General features: G+C 42.5%; 25 protein-coding genes. 19 read left to right on the forward strand and 6 right to left on the reverse strand.

Annotated features, from left to right (window positions below; translation table 11 throughout):
* Positions 1-155 precede the first annotated feature (155 nt).
* The 3 genes from KCTCHS21_RS14125 (at position 156) to KCTCHS21_RS14135 (ending at position 1,901) form a co-directional block, all read left to right on the forward strand.
* Positions 156-629 carry an Imm63 family immunity protein gene (locus tag KCTCHS21_RS14125; protein WP_130609233.1) on the forward strand — a complete coding sequence of 158 codons (474 nt, stop codon included), beginning with the start codon at positions 156-158 and terminating at the stop codon, positions 627-629.
* Positions 630-707: 78 nt separating this feature from the next.
* Positions 708-1,004: a hypothetical protein gene (locus KCTCHS21_RS14130; RefSeq protein WP_130609236.1), complete on the forward strand. Its 297-nt coding sequence runs from the start codon at positions 708-710 to the stop codon at positions 1,002-1,004.
* Between the two features lie 165 nt (positions 1,005-1,169).
* Complete coding sequence (locus tag KCTCHS21_RS14135; protein WP_130609239.1) at positions 1,170-1,901, forward strand: hypothetical protein; 732 nt, start codon at positions 1,170-1,172, stop codon at positions 1,899-1,901.
* Between the two features lie 368 nt (positions 1,902-2,269).
* Here KCTCHS21_RS14135 and KCTCHS21_RS14140 read toward each other — a convergent pair whose 3' ends face one another.
* Positions 2,270-4,018: an RCC1 domain-containing protein gene (locus KCTCHS21_RS14140; protein ID WP_130609241.1), complete on the reverse strand. Its 1,749-nt coding sequence runs from the start codon at positions 4,016-4,018 to the stop codon at positions 2,270-2,272.
* Between the two features lie 388 nt (positions 4,019-4,406).
* Here KCTCHS21_RS14140 and KCTCHS21_RS14145 point away from each other — a divergent pair, with 388 nt between their 5' ends.
* The 3 genes from KCTCHS21_RS14145 to KCTCHS21_RS14155 all read left to right on the forward strand — a co-directional run bounded on the left by KCTCHS21_RS14145 (position 4,407) and on the right by KCTCHS21_RS14155 (position 6,007).
* Positions 4,407-4,841: a helix-turn-helix domain-containing protein gene (locus tag KCTCHS21_RS14145; RefSeq protein WP_130609244.1), complete on the forward strand. Its 435-nt coding sequence runs from the start codon at positions 4,407-4,409 to the stop codon at positions 4,839-4,841.
* Positions 4,842-5,018: 177 nt separating this feature from the next.
* Positions 5,019-5,477 (forward strand): adenylyl-sulfate kinase, encoded by a 459-nt coding sequence (cysC, locus tag KCTCHS21_RS14150; RefSeq protein WP_130609247.1) that lies wholly within the window; start codon positions 5,019-5,021, stop codon positions 5,475-5,477.
* Entirely contained in the window at positions 5,474-6,007 is a 534-nt protein-coding gene (locus tag KCTCHS21_RS14155) for a Stf0 family sulfotransferase (protein ID WP_130609250.1), read from the forward strand. The genes cysC and KCTCHS21_RS14155 overlap by 4 nt, the downstream gene beginning before the upstream one ends.
* Here KCTCHS21_RS14155 and KCTCHS21_RS14160 read toward each other — a convergent pair.
* Complete coding sequence (locus KCTCHS21_RS14160) at positions 5,985-6,416, reverse strand: hypothetical protein (RefSeq protein WP_130609253.1); 432 nt, start codon at positions 6,414-6,416, stop codon at positions 5,985-5,987. The two genes, KCTCHS21_RS14155 and KCTCHS21_RS14160, sit on opposite strands and share 23 nt — an antisense overlap.
* Positions 6,413-6,616, reverse strand: coding sequence for a helix-turn-helix transcriptional regulator (locus KCTCHS21_RS14165; protein WP_130609256.1), 204 nt, complete (start codon positions 6,614-6,616; stop codon positions 6,413-6,415). The genes KCTCHS21_RS14160 and KCTCHS21_RS14165 overlap by 4 nt, the downstream gene beginning before the upstream one ends.
* 368 nt (positions 6,617-6,984) lie before the next feature.
* On the opposite strand from KCTCHS21_RS14165, the gene KCTCHS21_RS14170 reads away from it, so the two are divergent.
* The 10 genes from KCTCHS21_RS14170 (at position 6,985) to KCTCHS21_RS14215 (ending at position 16,003) form a co-directional block, all read left to right on the forward strand.
* The gene (locus KCTCHS21_RS14170) at positions 6,985-7,383 is read left to right on the forward strand and encodes a hypothetical protein (RefSeq protein ID WP_162309328.1); all 399 of its coding nucleotides are present in this window, start codon (positions 6,985-6,987) and stop codon (positions 7,381-7,383) included.
* 101 nt (positions 7,384-7,484) lie between these two features.
* On the forward strand, positions 7,485-8,462 hold the full coding sequence (locus KCTCHS21_RS14175; protein WP_130609262.1) for an AraC family transcriptional regulator: 978 nt from the start codon (positions 7,485-7,487) through the stop codon (positions 8,460-8,462).
* A 140-nt stretch (positions 8,463-8,602) separates the two neighbouring features.
* Positions 8,603-9,499 (forward strand): SDR family oxidoreductase, encoded by an 897-nt coding sequence (locus tag KCTCHS21_RS14180; RefSeq protein WP_130609265.1) that lies wholly within the window; start codon positions 8,603-8,605, stop codon positions 9,497-9,499.
* Positions 9,500-9,776: 277 nt separating this feature from the next.
* Positions 9,777-10,187 (forward strand): YjdF family protein, encoded by a 411-nt coding sequence (locus tag KCTCHS21_RS14185; protein ID WP_130609268.1) that lies wholly within the window; start codon positions 9,777-9,779, stop codon positions 10,185-10,187.
* Positions 10,188-10,366: 179 nt separating this feature from the next.
* Entirely contained in the window at positions 10,367-10,804 is a 438-nt protein-coding gene (locus KCTCHS21_RS14190) for a GNAT family N-acetyltransferase (RefSeq protein ID WP_157994045.1), read from the forward strand.
* 52 nt (positions 10,805-10,856) lie between these two features.
* Positions 10,857-11,150, forward strand: coding sequence for a TetR family transcriptional regulator C-terminal domain-containing protein (locus tag KCTCHS21_RS14195; RefSeq protein ID WP_130609274.1), 294 nt, complete (start codon positions 10,857-10,859; stop codon positions 11,148-11,150).
* A 95-nt stretch (positions 11,151-11,245) separates the two neighbouring features.
* Positions 11,246-12,592: an SDR family NAD(P)-dependent oxidoreductase gene (locus KCTCHS21_RS14200; protein WP_130609277.1), complete on the forward strand. Its 1,347-nt coding sequence runs from the start codon at positions 11,246-11,248 to the stop codon at positions 12,590-12,592.
* Between the two features lie 375 nt (positions 12,593-12,967).
* Complete coding sequence (locus KCTCHS21_RS14205; protein WP_162309329.1) at positions 12,968-13,849, forward strand: NHL repeat-containing protein; 882 nt, start codon at positions 12,968-12,970, stop codon at positions 13,847-13,849.
* On the forward strand, positions 13,816-15,174 hold the full coding sequence (locus tag KCTCHS21_RS14210) for an S-layer homology domain-containing protein (RefSeq protein WP_162309330.1): 1,359 nt from the start codon (positions 13,816-13,818) through the stop codon (positions 15,172-15,174). The genes KCTCHS21_RS14205 and KCTCHS21_RS14210 overlap by 34 nt, the downstream gene beginning before the upstream one ends.
* 334 nt (positions 15,175-15,508) lie before the next feature.
* Entirely contained in the window at positions 15,509-16,003 is a 495-nt protein-coding gene (locus KCTCHS21_RS14215) for a P-loop NTPase family protein (protein ID WP_130609286.1), read from the forward strand.
* A 40-nt stretch (positions 16,004-16,043) separates the two neighbouring features.
* On the opposite strand, the gene KCTCHS21_RS14220 is transcribed toward KCTCHS21_RS14215, so the two are convergent.
* Positions 16,044-16,901: a LysR family transcriptional regulator gene (locus tag KCTCHS21_RS14220; protein WP_130616514.1), complete on the reverse strand. Its 858-nt coding sequence runs from the start codon at positions 16,899-16,901 to the stop codon at positions 16,044-16,046.
* Positions 16,902-17,029: 128 nt separating this feature from the next.
* Here KCTCHS21_RS14220 and KCTCHS21_RS14225 point away from each other — a divergent pair, with 128 nt between their 5' ends.
* Positions 17,030-18,025 (forward strand): zinc-binding dehydrogenase, encoded by a 996-nt coding sequence (locus tag KCTCHS21_RS14225; RefSeq protein WP_130609289.1) that lies wholly within the window; start codon positions 17,030-17,032, stop codon positions 18,023-18,025.
* Positions 18,026-18,100: 75 nt separating this feature from the next.
* Here KCTCHS21_RS14225 and KCTCHS21_RS14230 read toward each other — a convergent pair whose 3' ends face one another.
* Complete coding sequence (locus tag KCTCHS21_RS14230) at positions 18,101-19,081, reverse strand: glycoside hydrolase family 43 protein (protein WP_130616515.1); 981 nt, start codon at positions 19,079-19,081, stop codon at positions 18,101-18,103.
* A 320-nt stretch (positions 19,082-19,401) separates the two neighbouring features.
* Positions 19,402-20,193, reverse strand: coding sequence for a class I SAM-dependent methyltransferase (locus KCTCHS21_RS14235; protein WP_157994046.1), 792 nt, complete (start codon positions 20,191-20,193; stop codon positions 19,402-19,404).
* On the opposite strand from KCTCHS21_RS14235, the gene KCTCHS21_RS14240 reads away from it, so the two are divergent.
* Entirely contained in the window at positions 20,194-20,733 is a 540-nt protein-coding gene (locus tag KCTCHS21_RS14240) for a TetR/AcrR family transcriptional regulator (protein WP_130609294.1), read from the forward strand.
* Positions 20,733-21,116, forward strand: a complete 384-nt coding sequence (locus KCTCHS21_RS14245) for a DMT family transporter (protein ID WP_130609297.1) — start codon at positions 20,733-20,735, stop codon at positions 21,114-21,116. Before KCTCHS21_RS14240 ends, KCTCHS21_RS14245 begins: the two co-directional genes overlap by 1 nt.
* Positions 21,117-21,261 lie beyond the last annotated feature (145 nt).

A 21,261-nucleotide genomic window follows, 5' to 3' on the forward strand; every position in this document is an offset into this window, starting at 1 on the left:
TATTTTCACCAATAATTTTCCATAAAATGATATTATAGATGAAGGTGTTTTTTGGGATCATGAATAATACCAAGTCTAGAAAGTTTCAGAGGTTCGTAAATAATACGTTATGTGTAATTCCCTAAGTACTTTAATGACGTCAAATAAGTGGGTGTATGATGAATAGACATATCATCTATAAAGAAATAGAAAGCATCGCAAAGAATCATAATATTAGATTTGATGAGCAATATCTACGTTGTGGTCGAGGTTTAGACTGCGGTGAACTTTGTGTTGATTACTCAGTTCTTGAAGGCTATATCTTATTTTCTTATGACAGGGCTTCAAGAACATATTATTACTCAAGTAAAGATAAAGAAGAATTTTTGTACATTGTATTTGAACGTCTTTGTATTCATAACGGTTTTGAGTATGAGTTAAAGAACAGAAAGAGCTTAAATATTTTCTCCTATGAATTAAATGATGATACAAGAAAAGTAGCATTTGAATACTCATTAAAACAATTGAGAGAAATTTCAGTTGGTTGGATGGAAAGAACATTTTCTGAATACGAACGATTACTGAATATAAGGAGAACAAATAAGAATGTATATTTTGATAAACAAGAAATGATATTTAAGTCAAAATGAACGGTTACCATTATTTTACTCAATTTAGGGGCTGAGATGATGGACGAGAATAGGAAAGATGCGTTAGTAACACTGTGTATGTTAAAACTTCGTTTCCAGAATAAATTGCAAGTAAGCTTAAAGAACATACAAGATAAAATAAAAGGGTTAATTAATGAGGAAATAGATGAGCAATCTATTGTAGCTTCTGTTCAACGATTACGTGATAGGGGTCATGTTAGAGACAATGGTGAAAATTTACTATTGGGGTCAGGGATCGTGCATCATTATATAGAGGTTCTTCAATATGATGATGGAGTTAATATCGATGAAACCTTAGACATATTAGAGAATCGTATTCGCCATCATACAGAGCATAGGAGATACGACTTGTAAAACAGATATTTCAATCAGCGATTTATTTATAAAGATAAAGTGGAATCCAACTCCCTAACCGCATCGCTGCCGGCCCTTCGGACCTTAAGGGGGTTGTACGTCGTGAATACATGAACGTTATGCGAAAGATTAATATTCAGTATCAAAGTATAAGGGGACTATTATATGCAAATCAAACAGATAATTGTTTTAATTTTTTTGTTTTTTGTGGTAGCGTGCAGTAGTAAAAATACTCCTGACAACCAACCGTTAACACCCACCGGTGTAAATAACACAATAAATTCTGAACAGACTGCTATATCAGACGTAATTAAAAGCATGTTTGTAGAAGATAGTTATCCAGCTGAAATAATGACGATAGGGTTGCCTGGTAATATAAACGAAAGAGCTAATCAAATAACGTTAAAAATGCAAGATAGTATTAAAAACAATGAAGAATGGTATTTGACCACGCTGCAGAGTTTAAAAAAAGGCGCAGAATTTTCATATGATTCAAGGCTCGGAATAACAGAAGAAGAATATTCTTTCATTCTGAATCTGAATGACCATATGAAGTTAATTAAAATCGGGGAAACTACCATAGACATTCAATCAGAAAATAAGAATCTTAATTTTATGATTTCCAATTCTAGCGTGCTGAAAAATTTTGCTATTAATTTAGCCAAGAACTCTATTAACGCTGATCTAGGAGAATTTTCGTATAGTGGGAAAATAGTAGCTTCAGATCACCAAAAAATAACTGGAAGATGGAATGGTTATAGTTGGAGGTTAGAAGAAGGATATTCAAAAGCATTTCAAATATCCTTGGGGCAATTTAAGAATAATAATAAGAGAATCATTTACATAAAATTATTAGAGTTTGGTAAAGAATCTAAAGAAGAATTCTTGATATTTTAAATTCTAATCCTTCGCACAACACCTAAATTCAGGCTTCGGGACAAGCTAAGTTCCCTAACATCTCTAACTTATATTTATATTCTTGGGCTTGGTTGTGGCATCTGGAGCAAGAAAGAAGTAATTGATTGGTGTGACAAGGTAATTGAGTTAAAGCAAAAAAAGAACACAAAAAGAGCGCCCATTAAAAAGCCCATGAAAACAGGTTTTTTAACTGGCGCTCATCATCGAAATGATTCGCTTTTATCGTGGCTTGTATAAACCTAGGAAGCACCAGGCTCCCATTGTCGGTTTGTTTCATGGCCCCGGCCAAAGAAGTATAGAATTGTAAAATTTACAATCTCAGATTCATAGAATGATGTCAATGAGAATTATTGGGCAAAATTCCTATAGAGAAATGTCACGATTTGTCCACGTGTACAAGTCATATTTGGGGAAAATGTATTGCTGTCCGTGCCGCTGGTGATCCCTTTGCTAACTGCCCAGGTCACAGCTTGAGCATACTCCGCACTACTGGGTACATCGGCAAATTCGCTTGTCCCAGCGTCGGGCTTACCCGTAAGCTTCCATAAGTAGGTCACAGTCATGCTTCGGGTAGAGGGAGCATTTGCCCTAAACGTGGAACCAGAGACAAGACCCTTTTCATAGGCCCACAATGCAGCCTTATAATAGTAATTACTTTCCCTAACATCAGAAAAAGGATTGCTGATTGTAGGCTCAGGAGAGTTCTGGGCTTTCCAGAGCATCGTCAGTATTTCCCCCGTAGTGCTTACCTGGTTCGGGGAAAATGTGGTTGCGCTGGTGCCGGTGGTAATGCCTTCTTTGATTGCCCATATTATGGAGGTGGTATAGTAAGCGTTGGCGGCAACGTCATAAAAAGCGGTGGGAGGTTTCAACCTTGCCGTCAACTTGGAAAGCTTCACAGGGATGGTCTGCATGGAAAAGTTATATATATCCACACCGTTGCCTGTCACTGTTCCCAAGTTGCCGTAGCTGCTACGACCACCCAACCAGACGGAGCCATCCGTTTTGACGATAATGGTATGGAGGCTGCCACTGCTAATGGATGCCACGCCATCCATCAATTTGATAGGAATGGTCTGCACTGGAAAATCCCCATAACCCTGATTTCTTGTCCGGTCTCCGGTGTAACCGTTGCCTAACTGTCCGCTTTGATTGTCTCCGAACAACCACAGGGAGCCGTCTGTCTTGACGGCGGCGGTGTGACTTCCGCCCAAGCTAACGGTGGCCACATTGTCCATTACCTTAATAGGGACTGAGGATTCCTTTATCTCTAAGGAGCCGTTACCTAACTCCCCTACTCTGTTATCTCCCCACGTCCACAGAGTGCCATCTGTCTTAACTACGGCGGTGTGAATTGAGCCTAAGCTAACAGTGGTCACATTGTCCATCACCTTAATAGGGACTGAGGAATCCTTTAAGGAGCCGTTACCCAACTGTCCTTGTCCGTTACGTCCCCACATCCACAGAGTGCCATCGGTCTTGATGGCGGCAACGTGGCGGAATCCGCTGAGACTAACGGAAGCCACATTGTCCATCACCTTGATTGGAACTGCAGAATCTCCAGGTTTCCCCTTGCCTAACTGTCCGTAGTCATTAGCTCCCCACATCCAGAGGGAACCATCCGTTTTGATAGCGGCAGTATAGCCAGAAGTGAGAGAACTTCCTCCGAGACTAACAGCAGCGACTTTGTCCATCACCTTAACAGGGACTAAAGAATCCTTTTTGGAGCCGTTACCCAGCTGCCCGTTGTAGTTCTCCCCCCACATCCAGAGGGAGCCATCAGTCTTGATCGCAGCAGTGTTTTTCCCACCAGAACTGACAGAAACCACATTATCTAACACTTTTATCGGAACGGTTTGATAGACGAAATCACCTTTTGTTTGAGCGTTACCGCGACCCCCGTTGCCCAATTGTCCAAAAGTGTTAGCTCCCCACATCCAAAGGGAACCGTTCGCATCGATTACGCCGCTATGATCACTACCTGCGCTCACGGCGGTCGGGCTGTTCACCGTACCTGTGCCGCTCGCCATTACCGGAACGGTTAAGCCAAGGCATAATACCAAGACCAGTGTAAGGGAAAGCCATTTTCTCTTCATGTCGTTCTCTCCTAATCATTCTCTAAGTTTTATAATCTACCATCATTTAGCGGCATTCTATCACGCTGAGGAGTAAAGAACAAGAACATTATGTGAGTTATTACCTAACATCCATGTGCGCCGCCTTTCGGTACAATTTTTATCATGGGAAGGGTCGTTTATATGGAAACGATCGCTCAGTGAGAATATGTCCATGGGAGCAGTGGATTTGATATTTAAGTGGTCAGATCAGATATCACAGTCCGGTAACAGAGCAGATTGGATGTTAGCTTATAATAATAAGCTATGTTTGCAGCGATAAACAGGAATTTATTCCGATGTTATCCTGCGTTGCTTTCCGCAACGAATGGTTATAAGCTATCGTGAGGGTAAGAAAGGAGGCAAAAACATGTTTGGTGAAAATCTTAAAAATCTTCGCAAGCAAAAAGGACTTTCTCAAGAAGAATTGGCAGAACGGTTGCATATCGTGCGGCAGACGGTATCCAAATGGGAAAAGGGTCTGTCAGTGCCTGATGCATACCTTCTTATACGAATCGCCGAAATTTTTGAAACATCCGTAAGCATACTTCTTGGCGATAGAGTAGAGGCCTCTGGCGACAAGAATATCGTAGCAGAAAAGTTGGAACAGCTTAATGCACTTTTAGCTGAGAAAAATAGACGGAGCCGCCGCATTTGGAAAACAATTGTGATTATTTTAGTTTCCCTTGCAGTGATAGTAGTATTATTGCTTATATTAAGTATCGCAGTTTTCCAAAATTATGGGGATGTACCTACCTTAACCACTAAACAAAAAGCATATATTAATGAGACTTTGCGACCTTGAAAGAATAAATTTTAATGGGTAGAGTATTCATGAAAAATGTTAACCCTGATATTTTAAGAGTGGGGCGCGAATTCCGGTAGTAGAGGTCACATTAGATTAATTTCTGATGTGATTTTTTGTGTAGAAAACAATTCTTAATTGTTTGTTGCATATAATTAGACTTTTTGAATTGTTAGAATGTTTTCATCAGCATCGTTCATTTACATAACTAGAGCAGGTTTAAATCGCGACCTCGGCTTTTCAAATCATGACCGTAAGGAAAATTTGCGACGGGCAGCAGAAGTGGCAGCTATGTTCTTAGAGGTTGGTTTTGTAGTTATGCTTCCAATGATTTCACCTTTAAGAGCAGCTAGAGATGAAGTAAGGATTCGTTTTGATTCAACGGATTTAGCAGAAATCTATGTAAGGTGTTCCATAGACGTCTGTGAAAGGCTTGATCCTAAAGGGCTTTATCATATAGCTAGGAATGGAGGATTACTTAATTTCACAGGAGTCGATGCAATTTATGAAGAACCAATAAAACCGGAGTTGACTTTAGACACAGAACATACATCTGTAGAGTTATGCACGCAAGAACTTGTTGAATTCATCACCAGAAAGTTCGAGATAAATTCAGAAGGAGAGGAAGCATTATGACACAACCCTTACAAAGCTTCACGATATGGTTCTCACAGCAGACAGGAAGCACGTTACTCCATTATGCATTGGGCTCGACAGGGGTAGCAGGTAATCCGAGTGAGTGGCTACATTTTGAATACAAAAACCCCGCCACATTGAAACGAGAGGATCTTGAACAGATATGGAAAAATGGAACTACGCCTAATGGTGTATTCGGGTTGAAAATTGGTTTTGAAGAGAAATGGATTGATGCATTTCGCACTTTGTTTGAGCTCCCGCAGAATGCTTCACGTGCTGAGGTGTGGAGTACAGCCTTTCCGAATTGCTCCAAACATGTCTATATTACGCGCAGAAACAAGGTTAGATTGGCTGTGTCGTGGTGGCGTGCGATCGTATCTGGAGAATGGCATCGAAATTATGGGGAAAAGCCCTTCCGCTTTAGAAATCACAATAGCTCACTTTCTCAAATACGTACACTCTTTAGGAGCAACCTTTCGATTTCTCCTAAAGAGTGTACGTATTTTATTACATTTCTTTATAGTACTTGATTCGGTAGTAAGTGCAGTATCCAATGATAAACAAATAGGCAAATACCAAAAGCGATACAACTGTTAAATCGATATCCATCAAGGCAACTGTTATATTTAAGGCTCCAAACACAAAAACCATCAAGTCAAAGGCTTTCGCTTTTGCCCGGTTTGCGTTTGCTAAATTACGCTCATCTTTATGGACAATCTCTAGCTTCTTTGCAACGGCGGGATTATTCTTCGTAGCAAGTCGGACGATTATTTCTCCCATACCGTGACCGAAAATACCGCACCCAAGCCCAACGCATATATAAAGCAACGCTCGCAGTATACCTTGTGGATCTTCGATTGTCTTGATGAAGTACACACCACTTGCCAGTAGTCCTGCGCCTATAACGGTAAAAAAATAAGACGAAATCGGTTTTTTCATATCTGATCCTCCTCGTAAATAAATATTTCTTCAATACTCATACCGAAATAGCGAGCAATCTTGAACGCTAAAAGGATCGATGGGTTATATCGTCCGTTTTCCAGCGAACCGATCGTTTGCCTAGTCACTTCAAGAGCCGTTGCTAATTCCTCTTGCTTAATTCCGCGTAGCTTGCGGATTTCTTCTAAACGGTTATTCAATGCGTTCACCGCCTTGGTGGAAAGTTAGCTTTACATGAAAAATATATCGTTCACCGCAAGGAATGTCAAGCGTGCTTTCCATTTTATGATGCTTTAACTTGCCATTATAGATAGCCTGGAGAACCTTACAATTAGAACCGCGAAAAAAATTGAGTGAAAAAGTTCATCTCGCTATATATTCGCCCTGTTGCTATCTCTTGTGATGGAAGATAATTAACATAAACATATGGTCTATAGCTTCGGCGGGAAAGGATATTGCAACAGTGACTATTATCTAAAAGCGTAAGTCTAAAAGAGAGCATGAATGAGGGATTCTTTTGCAAAAGGTGATAATTCCAGAAGAGGTTTCTATAAGTTTGAGGAAAGATATGGAGCGAATATGGGATATAAGACAACCGTACTGGTATCCATTATTTGATTGCAGTAGAGAAGACCTAATTGCTTTTAATTCCGAATATATCGAAAGTGAAGAGAAGTTGAAAGAGATTATTACGTTGCTTAAGCACCATGGAGTTGAGCAGGTGATTGAATTTCTAGAAACAGGTGGGACGTATAATTTACAGGTTTCAAATTTGTATCCTTATTATTACTACAATGGCGATTTCACAGGCAGTGAGGGGTTTTGGACTTCGCAGAATATGGATTGGATTATTTATGCTTCTCATGAAGGAACAATAACGTTTGGTGGCGAGTGGTTAATTAATAAGATAAAGCCATTGTGGTCTGACTGGAAAAGCAATCTTGAGTGGGATACAAAGAATCAATAAGGGGACTGTTTAGGATGACAATGCAGAATGTATTGTAGCAAGTCGTAAAAGAAACCATTGCTCCCTTGTTTAAGGGGCCAAAATGGAGGTGCTCTCGTACTATGACGATCCAATCCGAACATACATTGGCTACACCAGCGGACGGTAGCATCAAGGAATTGCTTGCTGTAGAAACGGGTCGTTTGGCAGATCTGATTAGTGGACTAGCTCCATATGATGGTAGCTTTAGACAGTGCATCCCTGGTTTGTCCGTGGGTCGTTATTCTCAAGTAAATAAGGACGATGTGAAATCTTTCGACTTGCCCTCAATGTTAATTGTTGCACAAGGGGCGAAGTCATTGACAGTAGGGCAAGAGGTCTATCAATTCAGTCAATCGCAGATACTTATGCTTCCTGTAGCTCTGCCGATTGCGTTGAAGGTCACACAAGCTAGTCACTCCGAGCCTTATCTAAGTGTGAAACTTGTTCTTGACCCGCATAAAATTGCTGAATTAGCTCTCAAGGTATATCCACAGGGTGTGCCTGCCGTTACGAAATGGAGCGCGGGTTATATTCTTAACGCCGATATAGGAATGATTAACGCTGCATCAAGACTTGTAAAATGCTTGAACAATACCAGCGATGCTGAATTGCTCGGTCCCCTAGTAATGGATGAGTTTTTGATACGCGTCCTGCGCAGCCCTATTGGATCTCGGATCGCTGAACTTGGCTTTACAGGCTCGGAAACGCATCTAGTTTCGAAAGCTGTTGATTGGCTTCGCAATCATTTCTCCATTCAAATAAAGGTTGCGGAATTGGCTGAAATGGTACATATGAGTGAGTCTACTTTTCGTGTGCACTTTAAGTCCATTACTTCAATGAGTCCATTACAATACCAGAAAGCACTTCGCCTACATGAAGCGAGACGACTAATGATATCCGAATCAATAGACGCTACAACAGCTTGCAATCTAGTAGGCTATGCTAGCCCCTCGCAATTTAATCGAGATTACAGCCGATTTTTTGGAAGTCCGCCAAAAAGAGATGTTGTAGCATTACGTCAACAAGTGACTACTGATTCGGATCTTCCGTTGGAATAGGCAATAAGTGAAGCGGAACGGGCAATCATCGGGATAAGATGAGTATTAAAATAAACTTAGCCTTGTAACTACGATTTCCGATTATGCGTTAATCATTTCGTAGGCTCAAGTAAATTTAATATTCAGGGGTGGAGCTCTTCATGCGTGTTTTTGTAACTGGAGCAACAGGTTTTATCGGTTCTGCCGTTGTAAGTGAATTGTTAAGAGCAGGGCACGAAGTCATTGGTCTGGCTCGCTCGGATGAAGCTGCTAGTACTCTCCTTAAAGACGGGGCATCTGTACATCGTGGTTCTTTGGATGATCTCGAAAGCCTTAGAAGAGGCGCAGAAGTGTCGGATGGTGTCATTCATACTGCCTTCAACCACGACTTTTCTAACATGGCAGCTGCGGGACTCACGGACCGACGTGCAGTTCAGACTCTCGGTGCAGCACTTGCTGGTTCAGGCCGCCCTTTAGTTGTCACTTCCGTGATTGGTCATCTTACACCTAGTCGAATTGGCAGAGAGGAAGATGCTCCTGATGTCAACACTGCAGGTAAGCACCGCATCGCTTCTGAAGAGGAGGCTCTTTCCTTGGCATCTAAAGGAGTGCGAGTATCCGTGCTGAGGCTACCACCTTCGGTACACGGCGATGGTGACCGTGGCGGTTTTGTGCCGGCATTGATTAATGTCGCTCGGCGAACAGGTGCCTCAGCATATGTAGCTGAAGGTTCAAACCGCTGGTCCGCTGTACACCGACTAGATGCTGCACGACTATTCCAATTGGCACTTGAAGCTGCTCCTGCAGGCTCCAATCTCCATGCAATAGGAGAGGAAGGTGTGTCCATTCACGAGATTGCAGAAGTTATCGGTCGCCGCCTCGATTTACCTGTGATCAGCAAGTTGAATGAAGCTGCTCCTGATCATTTTGGTTGGCTGGCGCATTTTGCTTCGCAAAACATTCAGGCTTCGAGTAAGCTGACTCAAGAACTTCTCGGGTGGAAGCCTGAGCATGCAAATCTTCTGCGTGATCTGGCGGGGGATTATTATTTTAGCTAACAAAGCGTTTCGGCACACTGACGATATTGCGTGGAGGATTAATGTTAGCCATACGTCAACTTGCCGTTACTGACAGCGTGGAGAATCATGACATAAATAATGGCAATTTTGGATTATGCTTGAAGATTTATCTTCTTGGATTTATACTTTTACATGAAGCGAAAAAACACAGTCTGGTTGGTAGTCCAGGCGCATGAGCTTTTGCAAGATAGCTATGTCAGTAACCTTCCCCCCTCGGGATGTCCATCGTTTCGTTTTATGAAGAGGGGGAGTCAGTATGAAGTTAACAGTATTTCATGATGGTCAGTATTGGGTTGGAGTCGTTGAAGAGCAGGATCAAGGGAAATTAAAAGCTGCAAGATTTATTTTTGGCACAGAACCGAATCATGAAGAAGTTCTAGAATTTATAAGATGTGAAATGTTAGAACTTCTAAGTGGACTCACTCAAGAGGTGGAGATCAAGCATTCAGGCAATAGGAAGGTTAGTCCGAAACGACTGGCCAGGCAAGCAGCATTTGAATTGAGTGCGAAAGGAATTTCTTCTCACGCACAGGACGCCCTTAAGCTGGAGTATGAAAAACACAAGTTACAGAAGCGTGCATATTCAAAGCAACAAGTAGAAGAAAAAAAGTCCTATATTAGGCAACTAAAGATTAATAAGTTAAAAGAAAAGCGTCGAGGGCATTAACACTCCAATTAAATCGCTTGGTCATGACTTAAGGGCATCCATTGAAATGGGTGCCCTTAAACTTGCCATTAAAGGCAGCGAAGAGAAACGTATTGACAAGGAGTGGTACTAGACCTCGACTCGACTGTGGGAACACAGTAAAGTTTGAAATTTATATTTGAACAGGAGGAAATTCAATCGTGCTGTTTCGAAAAGCAATTACAACCGATATACCGCAGTTAATTAAATTTCGTAAGATATTGCTATGTCATGAGGACAACAATAGTATGGATGCAACATTTAGAAACTACTTTGACTCCTCATTATCAGACAAGTCACTCGTTGTATGGGTAGCTGATGATGATGGAGTAGTTGTATCAACAGTATGTTTTTGCATATGTCGATTTGCACCACGATTTGAAAATCCTTCTGGATTGGTTGCATACATGACTAATGTTTACACAATCCCAAATTACCGTCGTAAAGGTATAGTATCCAAACTTATTAGTAAAGCAATAGACGATTTGAAGACACAGGGAATTAGAAAAATCCTGCTACATTCGCCTGATATGGCTAAACCGATGTATGAAAGATTTGGTTTTATTGAAGGAAAGAACTATTTGTCAAAAAGTATTTGATGCTAGAACGGAAGCCTGAGCATACAGATCTTTTGCGTGATCTGGAGGAGAATTGGACAGCATTCCACCAACGGAAGGAATCGAATTACGGAAGTTGATGAAAGGGACCCCCAATCCCAATAGCTATTTTATCTTAGTTGATCCCTCAGTCATAGAAATTATATCAATTATTGAAGAGGGGCAAAAACAAGGCATCGTTCGTGAAATGAATAAGGTGTTATTATGCCAGCTCCTTTATGGAATGATAACGACTGTGATAAAGGGCTATCTGGCAGAAGAATATCCCCTTGATGAATATGAAATCCAACAAACCATTGATGCCTGCTGGAAATCAATTAAGGTTTAAGGTAGTCGCTTGACATGGAGTGAACTCCATCGGATAAGGTGTAGAAGAATTGAATTAGCGGTGAGGTCAGCCGCACAGTTGGAAAGGAGCTAGAGATGGAGTCTGTCTACAGTATCGCAGACATTGCCCAGGAGACAGGGCTAACATATGATACGATACGTTATTATGAAAAAATCGGTCTGATGCCGCCTTCTAAACGTACAGAGAATGGCCAGCGTCAGTACGATAAAACGGATCTGGAACGGTTCGTATTTATAACGCGTCTTCGGCGAACCAATATGCCGATAAAATCGATTGAACGCTATATGCATCTGGCGATGAATCAGCAGTATGAAAACTGTTATCATGTGCTGTTTGAGCACAAGCAACAGATTGCCCAGCAACTGATAGAATTACAGTCCACGTTGGAGATTATGAATTTCAAGCTGCAGCATTATCAGGAACTGATGAGACTGTCAGAACTCGGAGGAGAAAACTTTATGAACCAATTTTCTTATTATACGGCTACACCTCAAGCACCGCTTCCGTCTGGATTCGGAGCAGCGTCTACTGCGAAAGAAGCACTTGGAGGCCGTGATCTGAGTGGGAAAATAGCTATTGTAACTGGAGGCTATTCCGGTATCGGATTGGAGACGACCCGTGTGCTGGCGGAAGCTGGTGCTACAGTAATCGTTCCTGCAAGAACACCCGAGAAAGCCAGGGAAGCACTCGCGCATATTCCGCGCACAGAGCTAGAAGAGCTTGATCTGATTAACCCTGAATCCATTGATGCCTTCGCGCATCGTTTTCTGGATTCTGGACGTCCCTTAGATATCCTCATCAACAATGCAGGAATTATGGGACCCAAGGTGACTCACGATGCGAGAGGGTATGAAACCCAGTTTGCAACTAATCACTTAGGTCACTTTCAATTGACGTCTCGCTTATGGCCAGCGCTAAAGCAATCGGGAAACGCCCGGGTGGTCTCATTGTCTTCTATCGGGATCCATATAGCAGGTATCGACTTCGAAGATCTGAACTTCAAACAACGGCCGTATGACAAATACTTGGCCTACGGTCAATCCAAGACTGCGAACTCGCTGTTCGCTGTTGCGCTGGACCGCCGTGGACAGCCGCATGGTATCCGTGCATTTGCCGTTCATCCCGGCTCTATTATGACGGATTTAGCAAGGGATATGTCGGAAGAAGAACTTACTGCGACTAATAGCCAATATTCCTTCATAACTACAGAGCAGGGGGCTGCGACCAGTGTATGGTGTGCTACCAACCTGCAGCTTGAAGGCAAAGGCGGAGTCTACTGTGAGAGTGTGGATATCTCAACCCTTGTTCCAGACGATGCTCCCTTCGGGCCTGGAGTGCTTCAGCGGGCGATTGATCCCGGCTTGGCAGAGCGGCTGTGGCTACTAAGCCAGGAAATGACCGGCGTGACGCTTAGCGTCTGAGGCTTAAAAATCTAACAAGGATTAGGAATAAAGCAGGTCGGAAGGAGAAATCCACTGGCCTGCTTTATTTTGCATGGCTGCGGAACGGTTGTGATACTATAGATGGAACTATGGTGCGATTCTAAAGGAGATAACAATGAACAACGGGAAAATATTGATTATTGAGGGCCGATAAAACATTTTAATTGACAAGAAATTTGTTTTAATGCTATTTAATACGGAAATTGTTCTCTCTTTTTTAACTATTATTGAGAATGATTATCTTTATCATATTAATGGCTCGTTCCGGGAGGAGATGTGAACAGTAAGGTTTAGGTTTGACAGCTACATATTGATTTATTACTTCAAAGAATGACGAAAAGGAAAGTGACACTAATGAAGAAGAGAAGTTCTATATTATTAAAAAGTGTTTTGTCAGCTACTGTGATGGCGTCCGCGCTGTTCGTTGGATATGGAGAGAGGGCTTTCGCTGCTCCTGTGTTTAGCCAATGGGGAGAAGATGGCGAAGAGGATGGACAACTTAGCTTTCCTCAAGGGATGGCAATTGATCAAGCAGGAAATCTTTATGTAGCGGATACAATGAACAGCCGTGTGCAGAAATTCTCATCAGATGGACAGTTTCTACAAAAATGGGACATTGATGGAATGGTCTACGGAATGCCACGGGCCATTGCAGTTGATCATAGTGGGCTTGTCTATGTGAATAGTGGCCAAGGCAATATTCGGGTATTTAATTCGGACGGCACTGAGCTGAGGCGTTGGATTGATAGTAAATTTCTGAATTCTGGCGTATTGGGAATGGCAGTTGACCAAGAGGGTAACGTGTATGTATCGAATGCCGGATTACATCAGATACGAAAATATGATCCGACGGGACAAGTTTTGCTCACATGGGGTGCGCGTGGAACCGATCAAGGGAAGTTCAATGCGCCATCTGGCATCGCGATTAATCGCGATGGTACCATTTTTGTCGCTGATCCGGGCAACTTCCGCATCCAGCAATTCGATGCCATGGGCAGCTATCTTGGACAATGGGGAGAGGGAGAAAGCGACGAAGCGGGGAAATTTAGTTTTCCACAAGCGCTCACCTTTGATCAGTATGGAAATCTTCATGTAATGGAGACGAAAATTTTCGAATTCAAGTACTTGATCCTCATGGGAAATCAATTAGGATGTGGGGGAGGGAAGGCTCTGGTTCTGGAGAATTTGAGGTTACATTCGGTGTGGCCACCGATAATTTCGGAAATATCTTTGTAGATGATTCCATGCTGCGCCGTGTACAAAAATTCTCACTCACCTTAGCCAGCCCGCAAATCGTGACAACTTCAAATCAGGCGACCGTTACATGGACTGAAGTGGAGGGGGCAACCGACCTAGAGCTTGAATGGTCTATAGACGGAAAAAGCTGGAGTAAGAAACCCTTGACCGCCAATGAAACTCACACAACCATTTATCCACTAATAGAAAGTACAACCTATCAGTTCCGCTTGAGCGGTAATTTTGGTCCAGGCCAAAGAATGGCTTCGGATCTAGTGGAAGCCAAAACCGCAAATATACCATTGCCTTCTTACTATCCTGATACGGTTGCTTCTTCAGAACCATTAAAGTCAACAAATGGTCTAATAACGCTTCCCGCTGGCAAAACGGGTGAGGTTAGTCTTGAAGATAAAATTGGGATCTCAATTCCGGCTCATGCATCAGATAAAGAACTGAAATTAACGATAGAGAAAGTTCTAAATCCGCAAAAATTTGTTAATAATCATGAAGTTCTGAGTAGCTCGATATTTGAAATTGTGAAAAGCTTCCCGGAAAACCTAAGTAAACCGGTGAAGATCACGCTACTGTTTGATTCGACCATTTTGAAGAACGATCAATCGGTTGGTGTCTTCTATTATGACGATGAGAAGAAAGAATGGATAGGTGTCTCCGAGGGTAAGATTAACGGCAACCATATTAGTGTGGAAGTTAATCATTTTGGAAAATTCTCGGTATTCGTTGTAGATCAAGCTACAGGGAAGCCTATAACGAACAACGTAACGGAAACGATTAGTAGTGATACCGCCGGGCACTGGGCAGAGGCGAGCATCAAGCAAGCAATAAGTAGCGGAATCGTTAAGGGTTATCCTGATGGTACATTTAAGCCGAATCATACCGTGACACGTGCAGAATTTGCTGAAATGCTGATGAATACGCTCAAGCCGCAAGGAGAAGGAGTGACACCGACCTTCACAGATACTGCAGAGATTGGAGCATGGGCGAATAAGGCGATTGCACAAGCGGTACAAGCTGGCATCATTAAAGGCAATCCTAACGGTGCATTCCGTCCGAATGTAGAGATTACACGTGCGGAGATGGCCGAAATGATAGCTCGTGCTATGAGCTTGTCTATCGACGCAAATGCGATAACTGATTTTGCAGACGACAAAGATATTCCTACGTGGGCGAAAGCCAGTGTTGCTAAAGTGAAGAGTGCAGGTATTTTACAAGGTAGAGGCTCGAACAAATTCGCTGCACAAGACCATGCAACGAGGGCTGAAGCCATAACGGTTTTGCTAAAAATACTGGTTCAAGAGAGCAAGTAAAGTAAAAAACAAGCTTAGGCGGACCTAATGGTCTTTCTAAGTTTGTTTTGCATTTGGTCAAAGGTTGCGGGTCAGTCAGTTCCAAATTGGAACTTATCACTTCCTTACTTGGAAAGAGACGAGGTAGATAGCGTATTGCTATTTAATGGCGCCCCAAGAGGCAAAGATGATTTTCTTAATCATAACCAATTAAGCTAAGGAGCGCGAATTTTACAACCCCCAAATTCATACTCATCCCCTTCAAGTCTTAAAAACGGATATTGAACTTAATAGCAGGATTTGGTAGCGTTATATGAAAGAGAATTCATATATAGGCTGAATTAGGCGGGGGAGTATGAACAAGGTTCTTATCATTGGAATTGTGGCAAGTGGTAAAACAACATTGGCAAAGCGATTGTCGAAAAAAATTAATGTTCCTTGGTATGAGCTGGACTCCATTGTTCATCATCAATCGGCTACGGGACGAAATAAACGTACAGAAGATGAACAGGTTGAAGCTATTATGGATATTGATAAAGACGGAAATTGGATATTCGAAGGAACGGATCGTGAATCTTATCAATGTTTATATGAAATGGCAGATACAATTATATTTCTTGATACACCGCTATGGAAGCGTAAAATCAGAATATTCGTTCGGTTCCTCAAGCAAAAACTTGGCGTCGAAAGTTGTCAGTATAAACCTGATATTACTATGTTAAAAATGATGTATAAATGGACACTTGATTTTGAAAGCAATAGAGACAAATTTGAAGCAAAGCTGCAATTATATCAAAATAAAGTTATCAGATTATACGATAATAGAGACTTGAGCTTAATAGTTAAATAAATATCCCAATATTGAGTTGTGACACCAGGAAACTCTTCCATTAATGCACCTGTTCAATCATTTGAAGTAATCTAGACAACGCACTAGAGAAAACCGAGTTCCGGCGATGCACAAACCATACCTGCAAATCTCGGTACCCTTCAGGTAGGCGGTGGGAAGCGATGACTCCCGCCTCTTTCGCCTTGGCAATTGACGATTGTGGCAGCATAGACACACCAAGTCCAGCGGATACCCCACTTAGAATTACTTCTAACGTTCCAAACTCCATAATTTGATAAGAACTCATCCCACTCTCGCGTAGGAAGCTCTCAGCTTTTGCCCGATGCGTACATCCAACGTCGAAGAACAACATCGGCTTCATAAGCAATTCTCGCAAGTCACTCTTACCCGGTTGCGATATCAGTACCAACTCCTCGTCGAAAACAGCAACATGCTCAATATCAGGCTGGTCAATGGGTCCATATACAAAGGCTCCATCAATTTCGTAATCAAGCACCTTTTGTAAGAGTCCATGCGTTTCGCCAGTTACGAGCGATAGATTGACGTCGGGATAACGTAAGTGATACTCGGATAGAAGAGGAGTCAGATGAATAACTGCTGTCGTTTCGATGGAACCTATGCGGAGAAGACCCGCAGGGTGTTCCGAGTATTGTGTGGATTTCACAGCCTCGTCCATCAGAGTCAGTATTTTATCCGCATACTCTAGTAAGTTCTCACCAGCCGGCGTTAAAGTCATCCCCCGATTGGATCGACGAAAAAGAGGGAGCTTCAACTCAGCTTCAAGGTACTGAATCCGGTTCGTTACATTGGACTGGACATAGTTTAAGACTTGTGCGGCCTTCGTTATAGTGCCCTCGCGAGCAACGGCTTGGAATATTTTCAAATCTCCACTTTCCATCTCAATTTCACCTGCTTGGTATGATTCTTTATGATAGTCGCCTTCAGTTTTGATCATTTTACTGGATTATATCCTCTATGTACAATTCAATATAGATTCACAAATAACGGATTAAAGGAGTAATCAAGATGAAAGCAATTGTACATGCTGGGCAAAGTGGCCTGAATGGCTTGAAATATAATGATATTATGGACAAACAGCCGGGGTTAGGCGAAGTGAAAGTAAGGTTAGAGGCAGCAGGACTCAACCATAGGGATTTGTTCATCATGGCAGCTAGAACAGAGCAGGATGTTCCTCTCATTATTGGTTCTGATGGCGCGGGCAGGATTGAAGCAGTAGGTGAAGGTGTGTCCAACCATACAGTAGGTGCCGAGGTCATCATTAATCCGTGTATCGGATGGGAATCCGCAGAAAATGTTCCGAACGTTCCAGACATTGTGGGCGGTCCTTCAGAAGGTACTTTCGCCGAGTCTATCATCATTCCTGCGCAAAATGCCATCAGCAAACCAGCTTACTTGACTTGGGAAGAAGCGGGCGTGTTACCTCTGTCCGCCTTGACGGCCTATCGAGCTCTGTTCACGAGAGGCCGCTTACAGAAAGGTGAACATGTCCTTATTCCTGGCATTGGCGGTGGTGTTGCGACTTATGCCATGATGATGGCTTTAGCGGTAGGTGCACGTGTCAGTGTCACATCACGTAGTGAAACTAAGATGCAAGCTGCGCTCGCACACGGGGCTAACCATGCATTTGACAGTAAAAATAGTGATTGGTGGAGGGGAAGTTTGAACGGAGACACAGTGGATCTCATCCTCGACAGCATCGGACCTGCTACGTTCCCACATTACTTCGACATTATTAAACCGAATGGCCGTATTGTCATGTTTGGAGCAAGCTCGGGAGATCGTATGGAGATCCCGATGCGGTCCATATTTTTCCCCCAAATCAGTATCATCGGAACCTCTATGGGAAGCAGCGAAGAGTTTGCTGATATGCTTCAATTTATGGAGCGCCATTCGCTTCGTCCCATCATTGATCGAGTATATTCTTTACCAGATACAGCTGAGGCATTTCACAGAATGCAGCTGGGTGAGCAGTTCGGTAATATTGGAATAAAAATAAATTGAGCTGGACGGCGATGGGAACGATCCCATCTATAGAGAGATTGAGAAGGAGTGTGGCATTAGCTGCAAGCTTTCACATCACCCATCTCCGTATGGGTCAATCGTTTGAATCGTGCCGTCGGCATTGTATTTCAGCTCAGTAAATTTCAAGCAACGTTTGTTGTCGCTGCCGCCCGACAAGGAGCTATCGTGGTAGAACAAATACCATTTGTCCTGGAATTCGACAATCGAATGGTGAGTCGTCCAGCCTATCACCGGCGTCATAATCGTTCCTTGGAAGGTGAACGGTCCGTAAGGATTGTCGCCAATGGCGTAGACGAGCTTGTGTGTGCTGCCGGTCGAATAAGAGAGATAGTATTTGCCATTGTGCTTGTGCATCCACGGACCTTCAAAATACCGTCTATCCTCGTCCCCGGCCAAGAGCGTTCGACCGGATGGGTCGACAATTGAAATTTCGCGCGGCGTTTCCTTGAATGTCAGCATGTCGTCGCTCAGCTCGGCCACTCGCGGACCCAAAGCAGGTGCATCGGGAGCCGGCCCTGCAGCATCCGTGACAAACTCACCAGTTTGCCACTTTTCGAGCTGCCCACCCCATAATCCACCGAAATACATATAGGCCTGATCTCCTTCTACGAGAACGGCAGGGTCGATGCTGAAGCTGCCTTGAATGTAGCTCGGTTCAGGTATGAACGGACCGACCGGCGACGAGCTGGTCGCTACGCCGATACGGAAGATATGATCGTAATCGCGCGCCGGGAAGAAAAGGTAGTAGGTATTGTTCTTGTAAGCTACATCCGGAGCCCACAATTGCTGCTTCGCCCATGGAATATCGCGCAAATGAAGCACCTCGCCATGGTCGATGCAAGGGGAGCTCTCGTCTTCCATCGACAGAACATGGTAATCCTCCATGTCGTATTGATCGCCGTTGTCATTCGACACTTGCTCATGATCAAGGTCGTGTGACGGATAAATGTACAGCTTGCCCTCGAATACGTGGGCAGAAGGATCGGCGGTATATATATGGCTTACAAGTGGTTTATTGTGTTTATCCGATTTCATCAAAGTCATAGCATCCCCTAGGAAAAGAATCGTGTTCACACCTAGTCTAGCAGACTCCCCATGGGGTTCGTCAGCCCTAATATGGTTGTGTATAATACCAAAATATTTGGTTGCTGACTCCGCGACAATAGATTGACACTCCAATTTGAATTTTGTACACGGGGGCTTTAATGGACAACCTTCACAACTCGCACTTCGGTAATGGCGATACTCAATTGTATAGCCACTTTCAGTTTTTTCTTTACTGCTTCGATATAATACTAACTTTTGTTCACCTTTGCAGGTCCAAGTATCTTCATCTGCATTGTAATCCCATTTCTCTATAATTTTTTAAAACGCATTATTATAGCAGGAGGAATCTCATACCAATCGAACTTGTCATTTTCTGCTCCGTCTAGAGTGAAGCAAGGTTCTTCTAACCCGTCAAGGACAAAGTTTGAAGTTAAAAATATATTTATATAATACGATAAAGGTCGATGAAATATTAAATGCGGAACAGGTTGACCTTTTATGCCAATAACTTCAGTAGGTTCTGGAGTTAAATATTTGGCAATCTGAATACTATTCCTAGCAACAATCTCACCGTTAATATCTTCTGTTTCATGTATTTTTCTCATACTAGGTGTTTGGAAGCAGGGGTGAGGGATAGAAAAGACAAAAGTCCCCTTTTCCTTTAATAATTCATTGAGTGCTTTAGCTAAAATGGTTATGTCGGCAATATCCATTAATGCCATATTGGATACAGCGCTATCATACTTTTCTTTTCCAAGGTTAATTAAGGACTCATAGTGTGTGGCATCAATTACATGATAATCAATACAATTTAGATAATCTGTAGACCTTAATTTAGCTCGTTCAATCATTTTTGGACTGTAGTCAAAAGCAACAACATTTGCACCTAACTCAGCCAATCTTCTAGAAAAATTACCATTACCGCATGCAATATCTAATATCGTTTTTCCTTCGGTTACTGCTAGAAGTCTTTCTGTCTGCGGTTTAATAATTTCCCGGTGAAAACGATTACTTTTTTCTCCCATATAATCATCCCAGTATTCCGCAATTTCATCCCATCTTGTCTGTGATTCCACGGTTAAACCTTTCCATTCACTCAAATGGATTTCCCCTTCCATGACAAGTATTTATCAATTCTAGATCTAATTGTAAATGAAGAAGGTACAGAAAAGCTAACGTTGGAGGCTGTTGCCCAAAAGGCGGGAATCAGTAAGGGGGGATTGCTTTATCATTTCCCTACTAAAGATGCTTTGATTCTAGGTGTGATTGAGCAGCTATCCCATCATTTTGTTGAAGGGTTTAATAAGAGGGCAAATGAAGATCATCACTCCAAAGGAAAGTGGACGAGATCCTATATCGAAACATCTTATTTCGATGAGAGCGATGTGAACGATCTTTATACGGCGCTTTCAACTGCTCATTTTACTAATCCTGATATGCTGCAACAGCTGCGGCTTGTTTACTCTGAGATTCAGAATAAAATCGAGAATGATGAAATAGACCCTGTTCGTGCAACGCTTGTTCGATTAGCAATAGATGGTCTTTGGTTTGCTGAAATGTTTGGTCTTGCTCCGCCAAGTGCAGACCTCAAACAAAAGGTGATTGAAGAATTAAAGGCAAGCATACTGGAGGCAAAATAATGGCATATTTATTTTTGGCAATTTCCATCATTGGAGAGCTGTTCGGTACATCGATGCTGAAGGCTTCACAAGGATTTACTAAACTATATCCTTCAATATTCACGCTTGTTGCATTTGTAACCTCGCTCTTTTTTCTCTCAATTGCTCTCAAAACACTTCCCTTAAACATGACCTACGCCATCTGGTCAGGGATAGGGGCTGTAGCTACGGCCCTTATTTCTGTATTGATTTGGAAAGAAAAAATAAACATAGGAAGCATCATCGGCATAGCATTGATTGTTATTGGAGTAGTGGTCTTAAACTTATTCGGTGCTGGACACGGCGAAGAAGGCGACGCAAAGGGTGCATCAGATCAACAAGCTCAATTGTTCTTGAGTAAATGAATAATGGTATTCACCAATACTGCAATGGAAGGCATGTCGGGCCAGAGAAAGAATACAAGAGCCTTGGTCCGGTATTATCGGCCAAGGCTCTCTGTACAGCAAGATATCAAAGGAAATATAGAGGACTTTTTGTAGCTGCATTTGC

The organism is Cohnella abietis (genome assembly GCF_004295585.1).
Classification (GTDB): domain Bacteria; phylum Bacillota; class Bacilli; order Paenibacillales; family Paenibacillaceae; genus Cohnella; species Cohnella abietis.